This is a genomic window from Klebsiella sp. GW_Kp181, assembly GCF_040062315.1.
Lineage (GTDB): Bacteria > Pseudomonadota > Gammaproteobacteria > Enterobacterales > Enterobacteriaceae > Klebsiella > Klebsiella oxytoca.
In genome coordinates this window covers 72714-94598 of the sequence record NZ_JBEAFR010000080.1, presented here as the reverse complement: position 1 = coordinate 94598, position 21885 = coordinate 72714, and the positions used below count along the sequence as shown (strand labels likewise).

Genomic DNA, 21885 nt, shown 5'->3' with positions numbered 1-21885 from the left:
TATAGCCTTACAGGATCAATCACCACCTCCCTAGGAGGTGGTTTAGGGATGACAACAAAAAACCCCGCCGCGGCGAGGTTTTCTGCTCGGTGTTTTACGGTTGGTGGCCGCAAGCACACTGTATTACGTCAACGAAAAAAGTATACGCGATCGGGGAAGAAGGCGCAATTTTCACGACGGTTTTTGCTGATTTAGAGTATGGATCGCGTATGCAAATTTGTCCAAAAAATACTGTTCATACATACAGTATTCATTCTATACTGAGGGGGTACGCAGGGTGAATCTGGGGCCGCACTTTTACCGGCGCAAAAAAAGTCCTGGCTGAAACGGGTGGTGCCGTCAGCGCCTTAACCCCAGAAGAGCACACTGTGTTACGTCAACAAATACCCCGAATCATTTAGCCCGCAACCCACTGGTCGCGCCTGAATGATGACGGGTATACCCTGGCTGGCAACAGGCGGCGGAAAGGTACGCCAGCCGGTTGTGCTCCTGAACCAGAGGAGACGCGTATGGGCGGAGTGGATATCGTTGTTCTGATCCTGAAACTCATGGTTGCCGTGTTGCAACTACTTGATGCAGTCCTGAAACAGTTCCGCTGATTCAGGTTCAAGTCGCACCTGAGAGGGGCGGGAAACCGCCCCTCTACAGGCTAACCTGACGGAGAAAATTATGGCCCCCTTGTTGATTGCCGCCATCACCCCGGACGAACCCGGTTTTTCGGCACTACGCGCCGAAAGCCTGACGCAAAACCTGAATATGCTGGGCCGCCTGGCGGAGAACTGGCAGAGCGGGATTAACCGCTTTAACGCGCCGGGAGAAAAGCTGCTGGGCGCTTTTGCATTTGGGCAGCTGGTTGGGGTTTGCGGGCTCAATGTCGACCCTTTTAGCCAGCAGCCGCGAGCCGGCCGCATCCGCCATTTATATATCGGCGAGCGCCACCGTCGGCAGGGGATCGGGCATCAGCTGCTGGTCTCGGTTATTACCCACTCCGGCGCCAGCTTTGATTTTCTCAACACCCATGCGCCGTCAACGGCCTGGTCGTTTTATGAAAATCTGGGATTTCGCCCGGTCTATGATGAACCGCGGGTCACCCATCGCCTGTTTTGTTCGCTCTAGCTGTCTCTGGTTGCCAAAGCGCGCCCATGTTACAGTCCAGTGACGATTTATCCCCCAGCGCCAGGCTGCAATGACCATTACCGTATTCTGTATATTGCTGTTCGCCGCCCTGCTTCACGCAAGCTGGAACGCTATCGTTAAAGCCAGCGGCGATAAAATGTACGCGGCGATTGGCGTTAGCGGCTCTGCCTCGCTCATCGCCCTGGTTTTGCTCCCTTTTGCCCCCCAGCCGACGCTGGCCAGCGTGCCGTTTCTTGCTGTCTCCTGCGCGCTACAGGTGGTGTATACGGTGCTGGTGGCGAAAACCTATCAGGTCTCGGATATGAGCCAGACCTATCCGCTGATGCGCGGAACCGCGCCGCTGCTGGTGGCGATAATCAGCGTTATCTTCCTTGGCGACCACCTCTCTCCGCTGGCGTGGCTGGGCATCGGCGTCATCTGCCTGGCGATACTGGCGATGGCGTTTAACGGCCGATCCCGTTCAAGCACCGGTATCCTATTAGCGCTGATCAACGCCTGCTTTATTGCCGGTTATACGCTGGTAGACGGAACCGGGGTGCGGCTTTCAGAAACCGCACTGGGCTATACGCTATGGACCTTTTTTATGAATGGCTTCTGTCTGCTGGGCTGGGCGATGATTGCCCGACGCCCGCAGGCCAGCCGCTATCTGCGCCAGCACTGGAAGAAAGGCCTGGTCGGCGGCGTTGGCACTATGGGTTCTTATGGCCTGGCGCTGTGGGCAATGACCCAGGCGCCGCTGGCGGTGGTCGCCGCCCTGCGCGAAACCTCAATTCTTTTTGGCGCGGTTATCGCGTTTATCCTGTTGAAAGAAAAGATGGTTCCATTACGCATCGTGGCTGCCTGCGGTATTGCCGCCGGGGCGATTCTGCTGCGGCTGTCGTAAACCACACATGGCAACATTAGTTGCCGATTGTTGTTTACAAAACCTGCCTGAACATCCCCGATAATCCCCCCTTACAGGGTTGTTCTGTCATTTTAATATGGTAGATTCCTCCATCGTTTTGCGGATGTGCCAGTCACATATTCTTTACCTTCAACTTTCTACAAAGTATTCATCGACATGAAACGGCATAAGAACTTCAATTTGTTGTTGATGCTGGTACTGCTGGTGGCCGTCGGCCAGATGGCGCAGACCATTTATATCCCGGCGATTGCCGATATGGCGGTATCGCTAAACGTGCGTGAAGGCGCGGTACAGAGCGTGATGGCCGCTTATCTGCTGACCTACGGCGTCTCGCAGCTTTTCTACGGCCCGCTCTCCGATCGCGTTGGCCGGCGTCCGGTGATCCTCGTTGGGATGTCTATTTTTATGCTGGCGACGCTGATTGCCATTACCACCCATAGTCTGCCGGTGTTGATCGCCGCCAGCGCACTGCAGGGAATGGGTACCGGCGTCGGCGGCGTGATGGCGCGTACCCTGCCGCGTGACCTGTATGAAGGCGCGCAGCTCAGACACGCCAATAGCCTGCTGAATATGGGAATTCTGGTAAGCCCGCTGCTGGCCCCGTTGATTGGCGGTATTCTTGATACCTTGTGGAACTGGCGGGCCTGCTTCGTATTCTTGCTGATTCTTTGCGCTGGCGTCACCTTCAGCATGGCGCGCTGGATGCCGGAAACCCGGCCCACCGGCGCACCGCGCACCCGTCTCATCACCAACTATAAAACGCTGTTCGGAACCGGCGCGTTCAACTGCTATCTGCTGATGCTGATCGGCGGCCTCGCGGGCATTGCCGTATTCGAAGCCTGTTCCGGGGTGCTGATGGGGGCGGTGCTGGGACTGAGCAGTATGTCGGTCAGCATTCTGTTTATTCTGCCGATTCCGGCGGCGTTCTTTGGCGCCTGGTTTGCCGGGCGGCCAAACAAACGCTTCCCGACGCTGATGTGGCAGTCGGTGATTTGCTGCCTGCTGGCGGGCGTGCTGATGTGGATACCGGGCCTGCTGGGCGTGATGACCGTCTGGACCCTGCTGGTTCCTGCTGCGCTGTTCTTCTTTGGCGCAGGAATGCTGTTTCCGCTGGCAACCAGCGGCGCGATGGAACCTTTCCCGTTCCTTGCCGGCACCGCCGGGGCGTTAGTGGGCGGATTACAAAACATCGGTTCCGGCGTGCTGGCGTGGCTGTCGGCGATGATGCCGCAAACCGGCCAGGGCAGCCTCGGCCTGCTGATGATGCTGATGGGATTGCTGATTCTGCTGTGCTGGCTGCCGCTGGCGTCGCGGTTTCATCAACATCAGCAGCCGGTTTAAGGCTTCTTTGCGGGTTCCCCGGGTCGCGACGCGGCGCGTCTTACCCGGGCGACAAAATGACGGACGCCGGTAAACCCGCAGCCCGGTCATACACACAGCGCCACCGGGATGAAACTAAGCCGGTCATCATAATTGCGCCTGGCTCTGCAGCCAGTGGATAAAAGCATCGATTTTCGGCCACTGACGGCCCGGCAGGGTCGTCACGTAGTAGTGCTGATGGCATTTCAGGGTCATCTCGCCGAACGGCGCGATCAGTTCTCCGCTCTCCAGGCGCTTTTGCACCAGCCGCTTACGCCCCATCGCCACGCCGACGTGATTCATCGCGGCAATCACCGCTAAATCCGAACGATCGAAGCCAATACCCGACGATTGCGGCAACTCGATGCCGAATGTCTGCGCCCAACTGAACCACTCATCGGTGCCGGAATCGTTACTCCAGGCCTGACGATCGTGCAACAGCGTACAGTAGCGAAGATTACCGGGATTCTGCGGTAGCTGATGCTGGCGCGCGTAGTTCGCCGTGCAGACCGGCACGATGGCCTCATCCATCAGAAAATGGTGGCTCAACTGCGATGAAGGCGCATCATCGAAGTAGATCGCCAGATCGATGCCCGCACGCTGCATATTAACGTTATCGTTGCCGGTCAGCACGGTGAGCGATATCGACGGATAGCGGCGGGTAAAATCGCCGAGCGCAGGCACCAGCCAGCACTGGGCGATGGACGGGCGCGAATACACCGTTAAGGTTCCCGACAGCTCCTGGTTTTTAATATCCAGAATCTCCTGGTTTAAGCTATCCAGCGAGGACTTCAGCGCCCAGTACACCCGCTTACCTTCATGCGTCAGCTCTACCTTGCGATGCGAGCGCACAAACAGCTGGATCCCCAGCTCTTCTTCCAGCTGGTTGATACGGTGGCTCACCGCGCTCGGCGTCAGCGACAGCTCCTCCGCCGCCAGCGCAAACGACTCATGCCGGGCGGCGACTTCAAAGGTATACAGCTTCGATAGCTGCCAGCCGTTAAGCAGGCGAGTGCCTAACTCTTTTAGTGTTTCCATCTCTTACTCCTTCACTATTCCCCGCCGAGTGTAAGAAATTTTTCGCGCCAGCTGCGCGTTAAAGATGAATAAAAGTGATTCATAACACACATAACAGACAATTTTAGAGCAAAATCACCTTTTTGATTCAATCTGGTTCATCTGAAGGGCCGTTTATATCGTTTGTCAGCAGGCGCCGTTTTTCTGTTCAATAGCGATAGATTATTCACAGGCGAGGTGGGGTATGGAATCTCAAATCTGGGTTGTGAGCACGCTGCTGATCAGCATCGTGTTGATTGTGTTAACTATCGTCAAACTGAAGTTTCACCCGTTTCTGGCGCTGCTGCTGGCCAGCTTTTTCGTCGGCGCCATGATGGGCATGAGCCCGCTGGATATGGTTAACGCCATCGAGAGCGGGATTGGCGGCACGCTGGGCTTCCTGGCGGCGGTAATTGGGCTGGGGACGATTCTCGGCAAAATGATGGAGGTCTCCGGCGCGGCTGAGCGTATCGGCCTGACGCTCCAGCGCTGCCGCTGGCTGTCCGCTGACGTCATTATGGTGCTGGTGGGCCTGATTTGCGGGATCACGCTGTTCGTTGAAGTAGGCGTGGTGCTGCTGATCCCGCTGGCGTTTTCCATTGCCAAAAAGACCAACACGTCGCTGCTCAAGCTGGCCATCCCGCTGTGTACGGCGCTGATGGCGGTACACTGCGTGGTGCCGCCGCATCCGGCGGCGCTGTTTGTCGCGAATAAGCTGGGCGCGGATATCGGGACGGTGATCGTATACGGTCTGCTGGTGGGCCTGCTGGCTTCGCTGGTCGGTGGCCCGCTGTTCCTGCGGCTGCTCGGCAACCGCCTGCCGTTTAAAGCGGTTCCGGCTGAATTTGCCAATCTCGAAGTGCGCAAAGAAGAGACCCTGCCTTCGCTTGGCGCCACCCTGTTTACCGTCCTGCTGCCGATCGGCCTGATGCTGGTAAAAACCATCGCCGAACTGAATATGACCAAAGGCGGCACGCTATATATGCTGCTGGAGTTTATCGGTAACCCCATCACCGCCATGTTTATCGCGGTCTTTGTGGCCTATTACGTGCTGGGCATCCGTCAGAATATGGGCATGAGCACCCTGCTGACGCATACGGAAAACTGCTTCGGCTCTATCGCCAATATCCTGCTGATTATCGGCGCAGGCGGGGCCTTCAACGCCATCCTGAAGACCAGCGGTCTGGCCGATACGCTGGCGGTAATTCTGTCGAACCTCGATATGCACCCGATTCTGCTGGCCTGGCTGGTGGCGCTGATTCTGCATGCCGCAGTCGGTTCCGCCACCGTGGCAATGATGGGCGCAACCGCCATCGTCGCACCGATGCTGCCGCTCTATCCCGGCGTGAGCCCGGAAATCATCGCTATCGCCATCGGCTCCGGCGCGATTGGCTGCACTATCGTGACGGACTCCCTGTTCTGGCTGGTTAAGCAGTACTGCGGGGCAAGCCTTAACGAAACGTTCAAATACTATACCACAGCGACCTTTATCGCTTCGCTGCTTGCACTGGCCGGTACATTCCTGCTTTCTTTCATCATCTGAGCGCAAAGAGACGTAATATGAAAAACGCTGACATGACCAATTTACTCGCGCAGTTTCCTCTGCTGGAGGAACTGATAGCCCTGAAAGAAACCACCTGGTTTAACCCGTCAACGACGTCGCTGGCGGAAGGGTTACCCTACGTTGGCCTGACGACAGAAGACGTTCAGGACGCCCACGCCCGGCTCGATCGTTTTGCGCCATACCTGGCGGAAGCCTTTCCTGAAACCGCAGCCACTGGCGGTATTATCGAATCAGAACTGGTAGCCATCCCGGCAATGAAGGCCCGGCTGGAAAAAACCTTTCATCAACCGATTGGCGGCGATCTGCTGCTGAAAAAAGACAGTCACCTGCCGATTTCCGGCTCGATTAAGGCCCGCGGCGGCATTTATGAAGTGCTGACGCATGCGGAAAAACTGGCGATCGACGCGGGATTATTAAACACAACCGATGATTATCGTAAGTTGCTAACCCCCGAGTTCAGGGCCTTCTTCAGCCAGTACAGCATCGCCGTTGGCTCCACCGGCAACCTGGGAATGTCGATTGGCATTATGAGCGCACGCATCGGCTTCAAGGTGACGGTACATATGTCCGCCGACGCCAGAGCGTGGAAAAAGGCCAAACTGCGCAGCCACGGCGTAACGGTGGTGGAGTACGAAGAGGATTACGGCGTGGCGGTTGAGCAGGGACGGCAAGCCGCCGAGTCCGACCCGAACTGCTTCTTTATCGATGACGAGAACTCGCGCACCCTGTTCCTCGGCTACTCCGTGGCTGGCGAGCGGCTAAAAGCGCAGTTTGCCCGCGAAGGGCGCGTAGTGGACGCCAGTCATCCTCTGTTTGTTTACCTGCCGTGCGGCGTTGGCGGCGGCCCCGGCGGCGTGGCGTTTGGCCTGAAGCTGGCGTTTGGCGATAGCGTACACTGCTTCTTCGCCGAACCGACCCACTCCCCGTGCATGTTGCTGGGTGTCTATACCGGTCTGCATGACCAGATTTCGGTTCAGGATCTGGGGATTGATAATCTGACCGCCGCAGATGGCCTGGCGGTAGGCCGCGCCTCCGGTTTCGTGGGTCGGGCAATGGAGCGCCTGCTGGATGGGTTCTACTCTCTCGATGACCAGACCATGTACGATATGCTGGGTTGGTTAGCCGAAGAAGAAGGTATTCGCCTGGAGCCATCCGCTCTGGCCGGCATGGCCGGGCCGCAGCGGGTCTGCGCCAGCCAGGCGTATCAGCAGATGTACGGTTTCACCGCTGAGCAGATGCGCAATGCGACCCATCTGGTGTGGGCAACCGGCGGCGGCATGGTGCCGGAAGAGGAGATGGCGCAGTATCTGGCAAAAGGACGGTAAACCTGCAGCAAGGGCAATACGATGGCGACGAAGGCTCTTTCGTCGCCATTTTTTTAGCGCAGCAGATGCATAAGCTCAACCGGCGAACGGTGCTGATTGAGTAGATCGCGCAGAACGCGCATATAGGGAGCGCTCCAGCTATAAAACTGCCGGTATCCCTCACAAAGGGCATTGGAGCCATCCTCCAGACGCAGCTGCGGGCAGCCCCCACCGCATAATCTTAGCCAGGCGCAGCCAGCGCAGGCCGGCCCCGGCGGATTATTAACATACTGCACCGACTCGCCGCGCCAGGCGCGCAGCGTGGCCTCAAACAGCGGCACGACGATACGATTAGCATCTTCTTTGACCCAAATCGCGAATACCGCGCAAAGAAAATCCCCCCACAGACGGGCGTCGGCGGGCTGCAGATGGGGAATAAACTTGATTGCCACTGCCCCCTGGGCGCTCAACTGATGGTAGACGAGCTCGGGGCGTTCACACTCCTGACGATGAATGATCACTTCCTGCACGGGAATATCGCTCGCCAGAGACTGGCAGTTGCCGCAGTGCCGATCGTCACCGTAGTCAGCCTGACATCCTGTCATGTCACATCCTTAATAAACAAAATCACCTGTCGTATATGGGTTACAGCAAACAACAATGACAGGGAAAGTACTGCGAATGCGATCAAAAATTTGTCACGAACCGCCTGCGGCTGAGCAAAATCGCTTTGCTCGACGTTCATCAGATTACGGCTGCGGGTATAGCGCCAAAGGATAATGGCAACGAACGGCAATATGCCCAGCGAGATCCAGAATGGAAGCCCCGCCTGATGCCAGTGGTGCTTAATCGCCAGCGCCAGCAGCGCGCCATAGCCCAGCAGGGTTCGAAACCAGGCCAGCGACGTGCGCTCCGGCTGCAGCCCCGGATCGCGCTCACGACGCGCCCGACGATTATCCGGCATAGAGCACCAGCGCCATCACCACCACGATAACGATGGTCAACAGAATGCTGATCAGCAGCAACGTGCGGGTATAGGGCAAATCCTGCTTAAGGCGCATCGCTTTTTCGTTGCTCAGCCAGCGTAAATAGCCGTATATCGCCAGACCGCCGGCAAACAGGCACAGCAGCAGAGCGAGGATTTCGCGAATCAGCGGCGTGGCGAAATCCGGCGCCAGCTGGTCGAGGCCAACGCCACCGGCCAGAAAGCCGAGAGAAGTGCGGATCCACGCCAGAAAGGTACGTTCATTGGCCAGCGAGAAGCGGTAATCCGGTGCTTCGCCAAGGCGGGATATTTTCATCATAACTCCTTGATGGGTTCCCGATTGCGTAAAATACCGGCGATTCTACCTGAGAGCCAAAGCCGAAGGCATTAATAATCGCCCCATTTCAGAGAAAGTTCAGGCCTGACAGCCGCTTAAAGTCGGGCTATCAGGCCGATGATGGGCGGCCATATCGTGCAAGTTATGGCCCAGCGGGTCCGCGTTTCTACCGGGCAATATCTGACGAGCGCTCTTTGCCCGCGCGTTGAACTCGTCAAAACTTCTGTTTTTTCTCCTCCACCTTCACGCCCCGCGTCGGCAGTCCAGTGTCATAGTCGCGCACGACCGGCGAGTAGCCGTCCTGCGGGCGCGGGCGGAAAGCGCCCATCCAGCGCGGCAGGGCATCCGGCCGCCACGGACGCAAGCTCCATTGATAAGTACGGAACGGGTCGCGGATTTTATCCATATAGTTAAGCAGCGCATCGTGCATTTGACAGCGAACGTCGGCGAAATCGGGGCGATTAATAAGATTATACAGCTCATCCGGGTCGTTTTTCCTGTCGTACAGTTCATCGCTGGTAAACAGGTTAAGCACCAGTTTGTACTCATCCGTCACCCAGCAGCGCACCGGGATAAACCCGCCAAAGCTGTCATGTTCAATCTCATAGCGATTGAATTCCACCATCACCCCGCGCGACGTATCGGCGTTAAGAATATTATCCCCCGGCAGAATATCGGGCTTAGGGATACCCGCCAGCGCCATCATCGTCGGTAGCAGGTCGATATGGCTGACCGGCGCGTCGATCTGCATGGGTACGCCCTGCGGCGGGCGCATGATCAGCGGAATACGAGTGATATCGTCATACATCGCCGCGCCTTTGCTAATGAGCCTATGGGCGCCCATCATCTCGCCGTGATCGGATGTATAAATAACCCAGGTATTGTCCCGCTGCTGTGGCGTTAAGGCGTTAATCACCCGACCAATCTGATCGTCGACAAAGTCGTTGCAGGCAAAGTAGAGCGGATGATGATAGCGCCCATCTTCACCTACCGGGGAGGGCATCGCCTGCGACCACAGGCGATGGTGTTCCGGTTTATCGGCGAGCGAGTCATGAGCCTTTGGCCCAAGATCATAATAAAAGTCCTGGTACTTGCGCAGATACTCTACCGGGCAGGTAAACGGATGGTGCGGCTCATCGTAGGAAACCACCATCAGGAACGGCTCGTCAGCGCGGGCGGGCTGGCGCAGGAAGTCGACCGCCCGGTTGCTGATGCGGTGCGCCCAGGTGAAGGTTTCATCTATCCCATGCTGCAGTAAATCTTCTACGCTGTTCAGGCCGTTACGCCACAGGCCGATCTCTTCCTCAGTCAGCTCTGCGAGGTAATTCGCGCCGTCAAACCAGTAGTCAGCGTCCCACTCGGGCGGGCACTCGCCGGTACCAAAGTAGTCGTGACCATCCAGATGCCACTTGCCGATATAGCAGGTGCGGTAACCCGCATCCTTAAAGTAGCGCCCCATGGTGGAGATATTTTTTCCCGGCGCGACGTTATTGGTCCACGGGCCGGACTGGTTGGCATAGATTCCGGTAAACAGCCCGGCACGTGCCGGGGTGCATACCGGCGAGCAGGTATAGGCGGAATTGAAGCGGATACCTTCGGCGGCCAGACAATCAATATTTTGGGTATTCAGCGGCTTACCGCTGTAACAACCCACCATATTGGTAGCCTGGGTATCGGTCATAATAAACAGGAAATTGGGGCGACTCATGATTTTTCCTTCACATCGATAGCATAGGAAGCTGGAGCGGAGCGGCGTTCCCGCCAGCTGCTGTAAATCAGATAGATAATGACCGCTGCGGTAATGGCGTAGCTCACCGCCGCCAGCCAGCGAGTGCCGTAGCCGCCAAACTCGGCGAGGCCCGCGTAAACGCCGATCATCGCGAACAGAATGCCCACCGAGGCAATTTTCACGTGCCGGTACGGCTGCATATCAACGGCAAACGCATCATGGAATGTAAACGGCGTCGCCCGCGGCTTAATGAAGCCGATAACCAGCATCACCACCACGTTGATGCAGAACGTGCAGGCGAGCACGTAGAGGAAATGGAAATCAAATTTCACCAGGTAATTAATCGTGATGTAGCTAACAATCCCCAGCCCCATCGCTACTTTGGCGGCGATCGCCGGGATACGCGGAAAGAAGAAGCCCATAATGATGATGGTTACCAGCGGCACGTTATAAATACCGTTGAGCTGCTTCATCCAGCTATACAGCCCCTGCGGCGCATTAGCGATCCACGGCGCGACAATCACCGAGATCACCGCAATAAAAAGGCCAAATTTCCGCCCAATGCGCACCAGCTGCTCCGGCTGGGCGTTTTCATTGATGATGCGCCGGTAAATTCCCATGCTGAACAGGGTACTGGCGCTGTTTAAAAAGCCGTTAAAGGTACTGATAACGGCGCCAAACAGAACGGCGCCAAAAAAACCGACCAGCGGAAGCGGCATGACCTTGTTGACCAACGTCGGATAGGCCATATCCGCGCTCGGCAGATCCTGGTAGAGATGAAAGGCAATTAAACCGGGAAGCACCAGAATCAACGGATCGAGCATCTTGAGAACCGCCGTCAGCAGCGCCCCTTTCTGCCCCTCCGCCAGGCTTTTTGACGCCAGGGTACGCTGCACTATCCCCTGATTAGTACACCAGTAGAAGGTGTTCACCAGAATCAGGCCGGTAAACGCCGCGCCAATCGGTAGGGGGTCGCTGCTGCCGCCAATAGAGTTCAGCTTCTCCGCGTGTACCGTCGTCAGCTGCTCGATACCCTGTAAAAAACTCCCCTTCCCCATCGCCATCAGGCCAAAAATCGGTACCATCAGGCCGCCAATCACCAGGCCGATTCCGTTAATGGAATCAGCGATTGCCATCGCGCGCATGCCGCCGATCACCGCGTATAAAATCCCGGCCAGACCGAGCAAAATCACCAGTAACCAGATGGCGGCGCCCTGGGTCAGACCCAGCGATTCACCAATATGAAAAAGGCTATTCAATGCCAGCGCGCCGGAGTAAAGCACGATGGGTAAAAAGCAGATACCGGTGGCGATAAGAAAGCAGAAGTCGATAATAATGCGGGTCGTTTTATCGTACCGCTCTTCCAGAAAGTCCGGGATGGTGGCGATACCGCGCTGCAGATAGCGGGGAAGAAAGATCAGCGCCAGGAAAATCAGCGTCACCGCCGATGTCACCTCCCAGCCCATAACCGACATGCCGCTTTTGTAAGCCTGGCCCGATAATCCCACCAGCTGTTCGGTCGATAAGTTGGTTAACATCAGCGAGGCGGCGATGACCGGCGCTTTCAGCGAACGGCCGGCAAGGAAATAGCCCTGCTGCGAGCCGGTATCCGCTTTTCTTACCTTAAACCAGGTAATGATAGCCACCAGCAATGTAAACCCGACAAAGCTCAAAATTTGTATGGCATTCATCTTAAAGCCCTTATTTGTCATTATATCCCGGCGCTATCCGGTACAGAGGAATAGCGTTTTATCCAGGTAAGGCGATGATTTATATAAAACGAGATGCAATGTATCCCTGCAAGGCTATTTCTTGCTAAATTCACCTCATCAGGTTGCAGGCATCATTGGCCGATGGGAAATTAAAATGAATGGAAAAATACAGATTTCGCATGTAAAAAACGAAACTACGTATAACATTCCGTTAGTTCTGGAAGAAAATGTGATCTCAAGCGGGATTTCACTGCTCTCGCTATGGCATACCCTGGCCGATGAAAGCTACCGGGTCAGCTGGCCGCGCGATAAAAAGAAACCGCTTATCGCCAACTCGTGGGTGGCGATATATACGCTGCAGGGATGTGGTAAAATATATCTCAGAGACCACACTGAAATAACCTTAAACGGTAACTGCGTCATATTCTTAAAACCCATCGAGATCAAATCCTATCACTGCGCCGGATTGGTCTGGGAACAATACTGGATGGAATTTATTCCTACTACGCTGATGCCTATTCCGGTATTACAAATCGGCACTATTTATCACGCCGATATTTTTAATAAGGAACTCAATGAAGTGGCCTTATTGATTGCTGACCGCGATCCGCTAAAGAATAATCTGGCCGTCGCCTACCTCACGAAAATCATTTATCAATGGATTTGCCTGATCGCCGAAAATGGCAAAAAAGATCGTCAACTGCAAAAGCTGGAAAAACTGATTGCCGCTCTACACGCTAATCCGCAAAAGCGCTGGAGCGTAGCCGATATGGCTGATGCTATGCAGTGCAGCGAACCCTGGCTGCGGCGCCTCTTTTTGCGTCATACCGGCAAAACGCCAAAGGAGTATTACCTTAACGCCCAGCTTGAGCTGGCGCAGTCGCTATTAAAGCAGGAGGGGAATACGGTGGGTAAGGTGGCGGAGATGCTGAACTTCTTCGACTCCTTTCATTTTAGCAAGGCGTTTAAACGCCGCTTCGGCTATGCGCCCTCAGCGGTACTAAAAATGAATGACCGGCACCCTATGGATGCCGGTCAGCAGGATTAATGCAGTTCCGGCCAGTACTCTTTATTGGCCGCGATCAGGTCATCAAGAATCGCTTTGGCGACCGATGCGCTCGGCACGGTTTTCGACAGCGCAATCGCCTGCCATAGCTTATGGTAAGAACGCTGTTCCCAGGCATCCACCACCAGTTTTTCCACCGCGACCTGCTGGCTCATCATCCCTTTCTGGAAGTGCGGAATATCGCCAACCGTCAGCGGCTCCGGTCCGTTGTGGCCAACCAGGCACGGAATTTCCACCATCGCATCGGCATCGAAGTTATGAATCGCGCCGTTGTTCGGCACAATCAGCAGCATGCGTTCCTGGGTATTAAAAGCAATTGCCGCCGCCAGATCGACGATATAGGAAGCATGTTCGTCAATTTCCAGATCCCCCGCGGATGAGTTACCGGCCTCAATAATGGCCCGGCAGGCGCTAAAGACGTTTTTCTCGCGATGATCCATCACCTCGTTGGCGCGGGTACGTTCCGGGTTAGAGTGCGCCACGACGTAGTCCGGGAACAAATAATACTTGAGGTAAGTATTGGGCATCGTATCCGGATCCAGCGCCTGCACGTCCTTCGCCTTGGCGAAGGTATCGTTCCAGCTGGCCTCGGTATGCGGGTCGTTTGACGGCGGCACATAGCCGAATTTCGCCACATGTTCGCGCAGTTTCGGCATCAGATCGTTGCCCTGTAAATCTTCAATCGAGGTCCACCAGCCGAAGTGATTCAGACCGTAGTAGCGCACGCGCATCTGTTTGCGGTCCTTAAGACCCACGATTTGCGCCATGCGCCCTTCGATACCGATCGGCATATCGCAGATGTTGAGAATTTTAGCGTTCGGACGCAGGCGACGGGTCGCTTCCGCCACAATTGCCGCCGGGTTGGAGTAGTTCAGCATCCAGGCGTTTGGCGAATATTTTTCCATATAGTCCACCAGTTCCAGAACGCCGCCGATGGAGCGCATACCGTAGGCGATACCGCCAGGACCGCAGGTTTCCTGCCCCAGCACACCGTGACGCAGCGGAATTTTTTCATCTTTTTCACGCATCGGATATTTGCCCACGCGGATATGCGCCATCACGAAATCAACGTCGGTAAAGGCCGCCTGCGGGTCAGTGGTGTAGCTGAACGCGATATCCGGCGCCTGCTCTTTGAGAATGACTTTGCACGCCTCGGCGATGGTCTCCTGACGCGCGCCGTCGTTGTCGTAAAATTTCAACGACCGCAGCGGGAAGCGATCCTGGTTCGCTAACAGCATCAGCACGATGCCCGGGGTGAAGGTACTGCCGCCGCCTGCGATAACAACTGAGAATTTTTTCATGATACTGCCTCCGTCATGGTGGTTTGTTCGGTCTGTAGAGAATCTTTTATCAGGGTTTCCAGCTGGTCGCGGACCTGAGGAACGTGCAGGCCGACGATGACCTGAATTGCGTTGCCGCGGCGGACTACGCCGTGGGCGCCCAGCGCTTTAAAGACGTCGTCGCTTTGGGTCTTCGCCATATCGACCAGCGCAATGCGCAGCCGGGTGGCGCAGTTATTGATGCTCTCGATGTTGCCCGCTCCGCCCAGCGCCTGCAGGAAGCCGGCGGCCTGGCCCAGTTTGGTATCTGTAGCCCCCGCAACGCTGGTTTTGCCGCGCGCGGCCTGGTAATCCGCTTTGCTGTAGAGCTTAATTTCACTCTCTTCACGGCCCGGCGTTTTCAGGTTCAGGCGCAGAATCAGAGTGCGGAAGATAACGAAGTAGATCGCGGTGAAGCATGCGCCAACGCCTATCTGGATAAACATCATCGACGCGTGGTTGTGGAACATCGGGATCCAGTTTTGCGGCAGGAACTGGTCGAGCAGGCCGCCGCCAAAGTTGCCGACCACGCCGCAGATATACATCACCGTCGCCATAGTGGCCGCCAGCACCGCATGGACGGCAAACAGCAGCGGCGAGATAAACAGGAAGGTGAACTCTAACGGCTCGGTTATTCCCACCAGTACGGCGGTCAAGGTGGCAGGAATCAGCAGACCGGCGACTTTCACGCGGTTTTCCGGTGCTGCGGTGTAGTAGAGCGCCAGCGCGATCCCCACGGAACCAAAGACCTTCGAGTTACCGTGCAGCGCGAATCCGCCTTCCGGGAACAGGGTTTTCAGCGCCACGGTACTCTGGCTGAATTCATGTAAATGCTGCGCCCAGTAAACCTGAATACCGCTTTCCACTACCGCCGGGCCGAAAATAAACGGTCCGTAGACGAAGTGGTGTAAACCGGTCGGGATCAGGATACGTTCAAGGAAGATATAGACCCAGACGCCCAGCGCCCCGGCCGAGCGTAAAAAGGCCTGCAGGGATTCGATACCCATCTGCACTTTTGGCCATCCCAACAGCGTCAGCCAGGCGCAGGGAATCATCGCCAGGAAGGCGACAATCACCACAAACGAGGAGCCCTGGAAAATCCCCAGAAACACCGGCAGCGGTTTATCGAAGTAGCGGTTATGCAGGGCGGTCACCAGCCCGGAGATAACGATCGCGCCAATAATGCTGGTATCGAGCGTTTTTATCCCGGCCATCATCGTCAGGCCGCTGCCTGCCGTTGGTTCAACGGAGAAGTCGACGCCGAAGAAGTGGCCCCAGGTCATCCCCATGGCGTTGATGAAATAGTTCCAGGTCATGAAGCTGACCAGTACCGCCAGACAAGCCCGGCCCTGAGCTTGTTTCGCCAGGCCGATCGGCAAACCGACGGCAAAAATCAGCGGCATATTACGAAAGACGGTCCAGCCGCCCTCTTCAATGATGTAAACGATCTGAGCAAACAAACTATCGGGGGCTGTGAGCGCTTCGCCGACGAACATCGGGTTACGCAACATAATGGCGATACCCACCACGATCCCGGCGAAAGGAAAGAGTAAAACCGGGGTAAACATGGCGCCGCCAAAGCGTTGTATTTGACTGAGCATTTGAAAATCCTCATGTAACAACTTATAGGGTGAGTGGCCTTATTGATACCCGGCATGCTCCACGAACAATGGTGAATAATTCAGGGTAACTATTGGTACTGGCCTGGGACGAGAATAGAAATTTGCCCGAGCGGCAACATGCGGCGCCGTTGCGATTCGTGATCGCTTTCATGGTTTTAATTACATCAATGTTGTCTACTTTCTTGTAAAAAATTAGACATGATGAATTATGGCATTTACATCAGCCTGATTAATATTTTCTTTTGCTAAGTATTAATTTGTTTTTTATAGATAATTTTTTATCTGACATGAATGGTGACAACCTTAATAGAGGTCTACTGGTGATCTACAAATCTATCGCCGACAGATTACGTTTACGGCTTAATTCTTCCGATTTCGATATTGGCAGCCCGCTACCGAGCGAAAAAAAGCTGGCGGAAGAGTTCGGCGTTGCGCGCATGACCATCCGCAAAGCCATCGATCTACTGGTCAGCTGGGGACTGGTGGTGCGTCGGCACGGCTCCGGTACCTATGTCGCCCGCAAAGACCTGCATCATGAAACCAGCAATCTAACCGGACTGGCCGAAGTGCTGCGCAAGCACGGCAAAGAGGTGGTCAGCCGGGTATTGGTTTTTGAGGTGATGCCCGCGCCCCCGGCTATCGCCAGCCTGCTGCGGATACAAATTGATGAACGGATCTACTTCTCGCGCCGGGTACGCTATGTCGATGGCAAGCCGCTAATGCTGGAGGACAGCTATATGCCGGTAAAGTTGTTTCGCAATCTGTCGCTGGTGCACCTGGAGGGATCGAAGTTCGATTACATTGAGAAGGAGTGCGGAATAACCATTAGCGGTAACTATGAAACGCTGTCGCCAGTGCTGGCGGACAGGCAGCTGGCGCAGTCGATGAACGTGCCGGAACAGACGCCGCTGCTGCGTATAACCTCCCTTTCCTACAGCGACAGCGGCGAATTTCTTAACTACTCGGTGATGTTCCGTAACGCCAGCGAATATCAGGTGGACTACCATCTGCGGCGCGTCCGGACGGAGCACCCGTTACCCTATCCCCCAGAACAGCACCGCCAGTAGCTGCGGGGTAATAATACGTAAGAACATAACCAGCGGATAAACGGTCGCGTAGGAGAGCGCCGCCGCGCCGCTGGTGGCATGCAGGTTATTGGCAAACGCCAGCGCCGGAGGGTCGGTCATTGAGCCGGCCAGCATCCCGCACAGGGTCAGGTAGTTCATCTTCGCCAGGATGCGCGCCAGAATACCCACCGTCAGCAGCGGTATCGCGGTGATAAAGATGCCGTAGACAATCCAGCTCATCCCGTCGCCTTCAATCAGCGTCGCGACAAAATCGCCGCCGGATTTCAGGCCAACCACCGCGAGGAACAGCACGATGCCCAGTTCGCGCAGCGCAAGGTTAGCGCTGGGCGGCATAAACCAGTACAGCTTACCGATGCTGCCGATACGTCCGAGGATCAGGGCCATAATCAGCGGCCCGCCTGCCAGACCCAGCTTCAGCGCCGCCGGGAATCCCGGAATAAACAGCGGAATGGAGCCCAGCAGCACGCCCAGGCCGATGCCGATAAATACCGGCAGCATCTGCACCTGCTGCAGTTTTTGCTGGGCGTTGCCCAGCTCGGCGGCTACCGCATCAATCGCCTCCGGGCGGCCGACGAGGTTAAGAATATCGCCGAACTGCAGGCTGGCATGGCTGCTGGCGACCAGTTCAACCCCGGCGCGATTGAGCCGCGAGATCACCACATCATAGCGCTGCTTAAAGTGCAGATCGCGAATGCGTTTACCCAATACTTTTTCGTTGGTCACCACCACGCGCTCGACTTTCAGATCGGTACCGCGAGTGGAGAGCGAAGTGGAAACTTCCTTGCCAATCACCAGCTGAGCGTTGTGCAAATCCTCCGGTCGCCCGACCAGGTGCAGCAGGTCCCCAAGCTGAATCAGGGTATTCGGCGCGGGCACCATCAGCATCTCCTCGCGCTTGAGACGCGAGCAGATCAGCTTGTCGCTGTTAAGCATCGGCACATCCTGAATCGCCATATTGTTCAGGTTGGGGTTTTCAACCCGCACGTTGATGGTCTGGAGATGCGCATGGCCATTGCCGCTGTTTTCATCAAATTGCTGAGCCTCTTTCTCAACGTTGATTCGGAAGAACAGCCGGACCAGCCACATGGTCAGCAAAATGCCACAAATACCGAATGGATAGGCCATGGCGTAGCTCATACCCATCTGGTCGACGGCATCAAGCGGCACGCCAAGGTCGCGCAGGATCTGCTGCCCGGCCCCCAGCGCAGGCGTGTTGGTTACCGCACCGGAAAAGATCCCGAGCACCACGGGGAGAGGAATATCGAACAGTTTATGCAGGACCGCGGTAACCAGACCGCCGAGAATCACAATCAGAATGGCGAACAGGTTAAGCCGCAGGCCAGAGACGCGCAGCGAAGCGAAGAAGCCCGGCCCCACCTGGATCCCGATGGTGTACACGAAGAGGATCAGGCCGAATTCCTGAATAAAGTGCAGCATGGGGCTACTGAGCGTAATGCCCGCCTGGTCTACAAAGTGGCCGACGATAATACCGCCAAACAGCACGCCTCCGATACCGAAGCCGACACCGCGCACTTTTACATTGCCGATCCACAATCCGACTACCGCCACCAGCGCCAATACGCTAACGGTCAATGCTATATCACTCATCGTCTCTTCCCTGTGTATAACATTACGCACAATGAGGATTATGACCGGTAGTCACCAGGCTGTATGCCGCCTGGCGCACAATAATCACGGGATCAGCCAACGACCATTTTGTTGAACACAACAAGAAAGGACAAAGTAATGTGTATCACGCACAAAAAAGCCCCGAAAATCGGGGCCTTATAAGTGATTCGCTTAATTAGCTCTGTAACGCAGGGCGCTCGCTGATGGCGATGCGCTGCGGGGCGATCTGTTCCGGCTCGTTGCGGGTCAAATCGATATGCAGCAGGCCGTTGGTAAAGGTTGCCCCGGAGACTTCCATATTTTCGGCGAGCGTGAAGCTCAGGCTAAATGCCTGGTTAACCAGCCCCTGGTGCAGCCATTTGGTCTCTTTTTCCGGCTGCTGCGGCGCGCCTTTTACCGTCAGGCGCGTGCCTTCAAGCTGGATATCCAAATCTTCCTGACGGAAACCGGCCAGCGCAAGGGTAATGCGATAGTGGTTATCGTCACTTTTTTCAATGTTATAAGGCGGGAAGCTCTGGCTTTCACCGGCGGTTTGCAGCGCGTTGGCCAGTTTGTCAAAACCGATCCATTGACGCAGAAGCGGGGATAAATCGTAGTTACGCATAGTCTTTCTCCTTCTAAGAAGCGAGTGGATGTTTGCAAATCCTGCGGATTCGCCTTTGCCCCCTGACGGCGGGCACTGTTTTCAGCAATACCGGGCCGCCTTCGCGGCCCATCAAATTAGTTGATTTCGATACGGCGCGGTTTATTCGCTTCAGGAATAACGCGCTCAAGGTCGATATACAGCAGACCGTTTACCAGGTTGGCGCCGCGAATATGAATATTTTCTGCGAGCTGGAATTTACGCTCAAAGTTGCGCTCAGCGATGCCCTGATACAGGTAGGTACGCTCTTTCTGCTCGCCGGCGTGGGCGCCTTTTACAATAAGCAGATTATCCTGGGCGGTAATTTCCAGTTCGCTCTCGGCAAAACCGGCAACGGCAATCGCGATGCGGTAGTTGTTCTCGTCTACTAACTCAACGTTGTACGGAGGGTAGCCGCCATTGCTCTGGCTTTGATTATTTTCTAACAGATTGAAAAGGCGGTCGAAACCAATAGCAGAACGATACAGCGGGGAGAGATCGAAATTACGCATAATACATAGCTCCTGAAATCAGCGAGAATTATCTGACCTTCCATCATGGACAGGCCGTTATTACCCGGAATACCCATTCGGCGTATTCTCAGGGAGACACATTCCTAAAATGGGTATATCCATGGTCTTTTCAAGGGGAAAAAGGCAAAATTTTTTGCAGTTTGCAGTCTATTGCTTAGACTGGAGTGACAGCACAAAAGGCAAAGTGCGACGCCTGCCACAGTGCGGCGCAATGGCACTATGCATCCATGGAATGGCCCGATATAACCGATAGGTACGCCGTTCTTCAGACTGCTTCCCTGCTGGCCGCATTCTGAATGAGGTTGTACTTCGAAGGTTCTATCAACGCCCGTAACGATGACGGAAGAATGATGAAAAACGGTCTTTTAAAGCTGGTCCTGTTCGGCGGGATAATAAGTTTGGGTGGTTGCTCCAGCGTGATGTCACATACTGGCGGCAAGGAAGGAACCTATCCTGGAACGCGCGCCAGCGCGCAGCTGCTCGGGGATAGCGACGCAAACTGGGGCACGAAATCGCTGGTGGCGTTGGATATGCCGCTCACGGCGGTCATGGACACGCTGCTGCTGCCGTGGGATATGTTCCGTACCGACAGTTCGGTGAAATCGCGCGTGGAAAAGAGCGAGGAAGAGACGCTGGCGACCAATTCCGTGATCCCGCCAGCGCGGATGCCAACCCCCTGATTTAGCGCGCCGTTTCGGTTACCCAGAGCTGGCGGTAACCGTCCACCTCCTCCATCCAGGCAAGCTGTTTGCCGTCTGGCGAAAAGACGATCGCATCGGCCGATGGCGGATGGGCATGCTCATCGGTCAAAAAGTCGATTTCCCCGTTCTGCGCGTCACAGATCGCGATGCGGTTTTCCAGCACAAAGCCCAGCCATTTTCCTGAGGGATGCCAGTTAAACGCCGACTGGATATCGGAGCGGTTGTGGGTCAACTGCCGCAGCCCGTCCCCCCGCGCCGAAATGAGCCACATTTGCACCACGCCAGCCTCATCGCGCATCAGAAAAGCGATGTCCGTTGCCGACGGATTGGCGCGTACCCAATGGCGGGGCGTAGTCACCAGCCCTGGATAACGGCGTTGGTGGGTAAACGTTAAGCGACGCTGAACAACGCTGGCAGGAGGCGCCGGCATCGTGGTTTGCGTTCCTGCCAGCGGCGCATCACCCGCTTGCTTCCAGCCCCGTTCGCTCTCCGGCAGTTCGACAATAAACAGCTCCGGCACTTTGTCGCCATTTATCGCCAGCGTATCGCCAATAAACGCCAGCGCCCCGTTGCCCACCCATCCCTCTTCATAGGCGCGATTAATCTCGTCGCTGCCCGGCGCCGGGGTTGGCGTTGTACGGCTGACCAGCACGCTCCAGTGGCTGCCGCCGTATTCACGTGGATGATCGCCACACGGTACTACCGGGCCATAGGGAACCGCCACGCCAACGTTGCGCAAATCCAGCGCCGGATCGCGTTCATGCAGCACGTGGTCGTTATAGGTAAAGCTGACAAATTCACCGTTCGGACTGAAAATATGCACATGACTGCCGCCGCGCAGCGCGCCGGGAGTATAGGGAGCGGTAATATCCATCGCATCCAGGTTGTGGGTTTCTCCCTGGTACGTCACCACACCGCGACGATGGTGGAAATCGTAATGCCAGCCCTCGTCAGGGTTTTCCGGGCCGTGGATGAAGACATATTTATCTACCGATGGATGAACGGTCACCACACCAACGTATGCGCCTTGTCCGGCACGGTAGAGGATCTCAACGTCTCCCGTATCGACATTCACCCGCTCGATGGTTTCGCCGGTAAAGGAAGCGCCAGAAGGGCGAACGTCAAAGACCAGCCAGCGGCTGTCTGCCGTCCAGGTGCGAGTGTTGGTCAGCTGATGATGACGGGGAGCAAAGGTGACTTGTTTCATAAACATACCCT

At 55.8% G+C, this 21885-nt stretch carries 21 protein-coding genes and 1 other annotated feature; of the genes, 9 read left to right on the top strand and 12 right to left on the bottom strand.

Features of this window, described 5'->3' with window-relative positions; all coding sequences use genetic code 11:
- Positions 1 to 509: 509 nt before the first annotated feature.
- The 4 genes from tisB to emrD all read left to right on the top strand — a co-directional run bounded on the left by tisB (position 510) and on the right by emrD (position 3382).
- Complete coding sequence (gene tisB, locus ABLV11_RS22450; RefSeq protein WP_004107126.1) at positions 510 to 599, top strand: type I toxin-antitoxin system toxin TisB; 90 nt, start codon at positions 510 to 512, stop codon at positions 597 to 599.
- Between the two features lie 70 nt (positions 600 to 669).
- Positions 670 to 1116, top strand: coding sequence for a GNAT family N-acetyltransferase (locus tag ABLV11_RS22445; RefSeq protein WP_016807673.1), 447 nt, complete (start codon positions 670 to 672; stop codon positions 1114 to 1116).
- Positions 1117 to 1186: 70 nt separating this feature from the next.
- On the top strand, positions 1187 to 2020 hold the full coding sequence (locus tag ABLV11_RS22440) for a DMT family transporter (protein WP_004107130.1): 834 nt from the start codon (positions 1187 to 1189) through the stop codon (positions 2018 to 2020).
- A 177-nt stretch (positions 2021 to 2197) separates the two neighbouring features.
- Complete coding sequence (gene emrD, locus ABLV11_RS22435) at positions 2198 to 3382, top strand: multidrug efflux MFS transporter EmrD (RefSeq protein ID WP_004107131.1); 1185 nt, start codon at positions 2198 to 2200, stop codon at positions 3380 to 3382.
- Positions 3383 to 3508: 126 nt separating this feature from the next.
- Here the strand turns inward: emrD and dsdC are convergent, their stop codons facing one another.
- Positions 3509 to 4438, bottom strand: a complete 930-nt coding sequence (gene dsdC / locus ABLV11_RS22430; RefSeq protein ID WP_126487946.1) for a DNA-binding transcriptional regulator DsdC — start codon at positions 4436 to 4438, stop codon at positions 3509 to 3511.
- A 223-nt stretch (positions 4439 to 4661) separates the two neighbouring features.
- On the opposite strand from dsdC, the gene dsdX reads away from it, so the two are divergent.
- Positions 4662 to 5999, top strand: a complete 1338-nt coding sequence (gene dsdX, locus ABLV11_RS22425) for a D-serine transporter DsdX (RefSeq protein WP_004116631.1) — start codon at positions 4662 to 4664, stop codon at positions 5997 to 5999.
- A 17-nt stretch (positions 6000 to 6016) separates the two neighbouring features.
- A complete protein-coding gene (gene dsdA / locus ABLV11_RS22420) occupies positions 6017 to 7345 on the top strand; it encodes a D-serine ammonia-lyase (RefSeq protein ID WP_126487943.1) in 1329 nt (442 codons plus the stop codon).
- A gap of 53 nt (positions 7346 to 7398) precedes the next feature.
- Here dsdA and ABLV11_RS22415 read toward each other — a convergent pair whose 3' ends face one another.
- From ABLV11_RS22415 to ABLV11_RS22395, 5 genes are all read right to left on the bottom strand, one after another.
- Positions 7399 to 7929: a hypothetical protein gene (locus ABLV11_RS22415; RefSeq protein ID WP_049127312.1), complete on the bottom strand. Its 531-nt coding sequence runs from the start codon at positions 7927 to 7929 to the stop codon at positions 7399 to 7401.
- Positions 7926 to 8288 (bottom strand): DUF202 domain-containing protein, encoded by a 363-nt coding sequence (locus ABLV11_RS22410; protein ID WP_126487940.1) that lies wholly within the window; start codon positions 8286 to 8288, stop codon positions 7926 to 7928. The genes ABLV11_RS22415 and ABLV11_RS22410 overlap by 4 nt, the downstream gene beginning before the upstream one ends.
- The gene (locus tag ABLV11_RS22405) at positions 8278 to 8625 is read right to left on the bottom strand and encodes a DUF202 domain-containing protein (protein WP_004107145.1); all 348 of its coding nucleotides are present in this window, start codon (positions 8623 to 8625) and stop codon (positions 8278 to 8280) included. The genes ABLV11_RS22410 and ABLV11_RS22405 overlap by 11 nt, the downstream gene beginning before the upstream one ends.
- Before the next feature lie 235 nt (positions 8626 to 8860).
- Positions 8861 to 10354, bottom strand: coding sequence for a sulfatase-like hydrolase/transferase (locus tag ABLV11_RS22400; RefSeq protein WP_004107147.1), 1494 nt, complete (start codon positions 10352 to 10354; stop codon positions 8861 to 8863).
- A complete protein-coding gene (locus tag ABLV11_RS22395) occupies positions 10351 to 12066 on the bottom strand; it encodes a solute:sodium symporter family transporter (RefSeq protein ID WP_004107149.1) in 1716 nt (571 codons plus the stop codon). Before ABLV11_RS22395 ends, ABLV11_RS22400 begins: the two co-directional genes overlap by 4 nt.
- A 175-nt stretch (positions 12067 to 12241) precedes the next feature.
- On the opposite strand from ABLV11_RS22395, the gene ABLV11_RS22390 reads away from it, so the two are divergent.
- Complete coding sequence (locus tag ABLV11_RS22390; RefSeq protein WP_004107151.1) at positions 12242 to 13135, top strand: helix-turn-helix transcriptional regulator; 894 nt, start codon at positions 12242 to 12244, stop codon at positions 13133 to 13135.
- Here the strand turns inward: ABLV11_RS22390 and ABLV11_RS22385 are convergent.
- Together ABLV11_RS22385 and ABLV11_RS22380 are read right to left on the bottom strand one after the other, a co-directional pair.
- Positions 13132 to 14454: a 6-phospho-alpha-glucosidase gene (locus tag ABLV11_RS22385; protein WP_004107159.1), complete on the bottom strand. Its 1323-nt coding sequence runs from the start codon at positions 14452 to 14454 to the stop codon at positions 13132 to 13134. The genes ABLV11_RS22390 and ABLV11_RS22385 overlap by 4 nt on opposite strands.
- Positions 14451 to 16073, bottom strand: a complete 1623-nt coding sequence (locus tag ABLV11_RS22380) for an alpha-glucoside-specific PTS transporter subunit IIBC (RefSeq protein ID WP_023321810.1) — start codon at positions 16071 to 16073, stop codon at positions 14451 to 14453. The genes ABLV11_RS22385 and ABLV11_RS22380 overlap by 4 nt, the downstream gene beginning before the upstream one ends.
- A 341-nt stretch (positions 16074 to 16414) precedes the next feature.
- Between ABLV11_RS22380 and ABLV11_RS22375 the strand changes: the two genes are divergently transcribed.
- Positions 16415 to 17161 (top strand): GntR family transcriptional regulator, encoded by a 747-nt coding sequence (locus ABLV11_RS22375; protein ID WP_105889394.1) that lies wholly within the window; start codon positions 16415 to 16417, stop codon positions 17159 to 17161.
- Here the strand turns inward: ABLV11_RS22375 and ABLV11_RS22370 are convergent.
- The 3 genes from ABLV11_RS22370 to ibpA form a co-directional block, all read right to left on the bottom strand.
- On the bottom strand, positions 17129 to 18790 hold the full coding sequence (locus ABLV11_RS22370; protein WP_126487937.1) for a putative transporter: 1662 nt from the start codon (positions 18788 to 18790) through the stop codon (positions 17129 to 17131). The two genes, ABLV11_RS22375 and ABLV11_RS22370, sit on opposite strands and share 33 nt — an antisense overlap.
- Before the next feature lie 196 nt (positions 18791 to 18986).
- Positions 18987 to 19415, bottom strand: coding sequence for a small heat shock chaperone IbpB (gene ibpB, locus ABLV11_RS22365; RefSeq protein ID WP_004107167.1), 429 nt, complete (start codon positions 19413 to 19415; stop codon positions 18987 to 18989).
- Positions 19416 to 19531: 116 nt separating this feature from the next.
- Entirely contained in the window at positions 19532 to 19945 is a 414-nt protein-coding gene (gene ibpA, locus ABLV11_RS22360) for a small heat shock chaperone IbpA (RefSeq protein ID WP_004107169.1), read from the bottom strand.
- Positions 19939 to 20013, bottom strand: a sequence feature (ROSE (Repression Of Heat Shock gene Expression) occurs in the 5'-region of heat shock genes and acts as an RNA thermometer to modulate expression.). It overlaps the preceding gene by 7 nt.
- Positions 20014 to 20316: 303 nt before the next feature.
- Between ibpA and ABLV11_RS22355 the strand changes: the two genes are divergently transcribed.
- Positions 20317 to 20646 (top strand): YceK/YidQ family lipoprotein, encoded by a 330-nt coding sequence (locus ABLV11_RS22355; RefSeq protein ID WP_163529178.1) that lies wholly within the window; start codon positions 20317 to 20319, stop codon positions 20644 to 20646.
- A 1-nt stretch (position 20647) separates the two neighbouring features.
- Here the strand turns inward: ABLV11_RS22355 and ABLV11_RS22350 are convergent, their stop codons facing one another.
- A complete protein-coding gene (locus tag ABLV11_RS22350) occupies positions 20648 to 21874 on the bottom strand; it encodes a DUF3748 domain-containing protein (protein WP_126487929.1) in 1227 nt (408 codons plus the stop codon).
- Between the last annotated feature and the right edge of the window lie 11 nt (positions 21875 to 21885).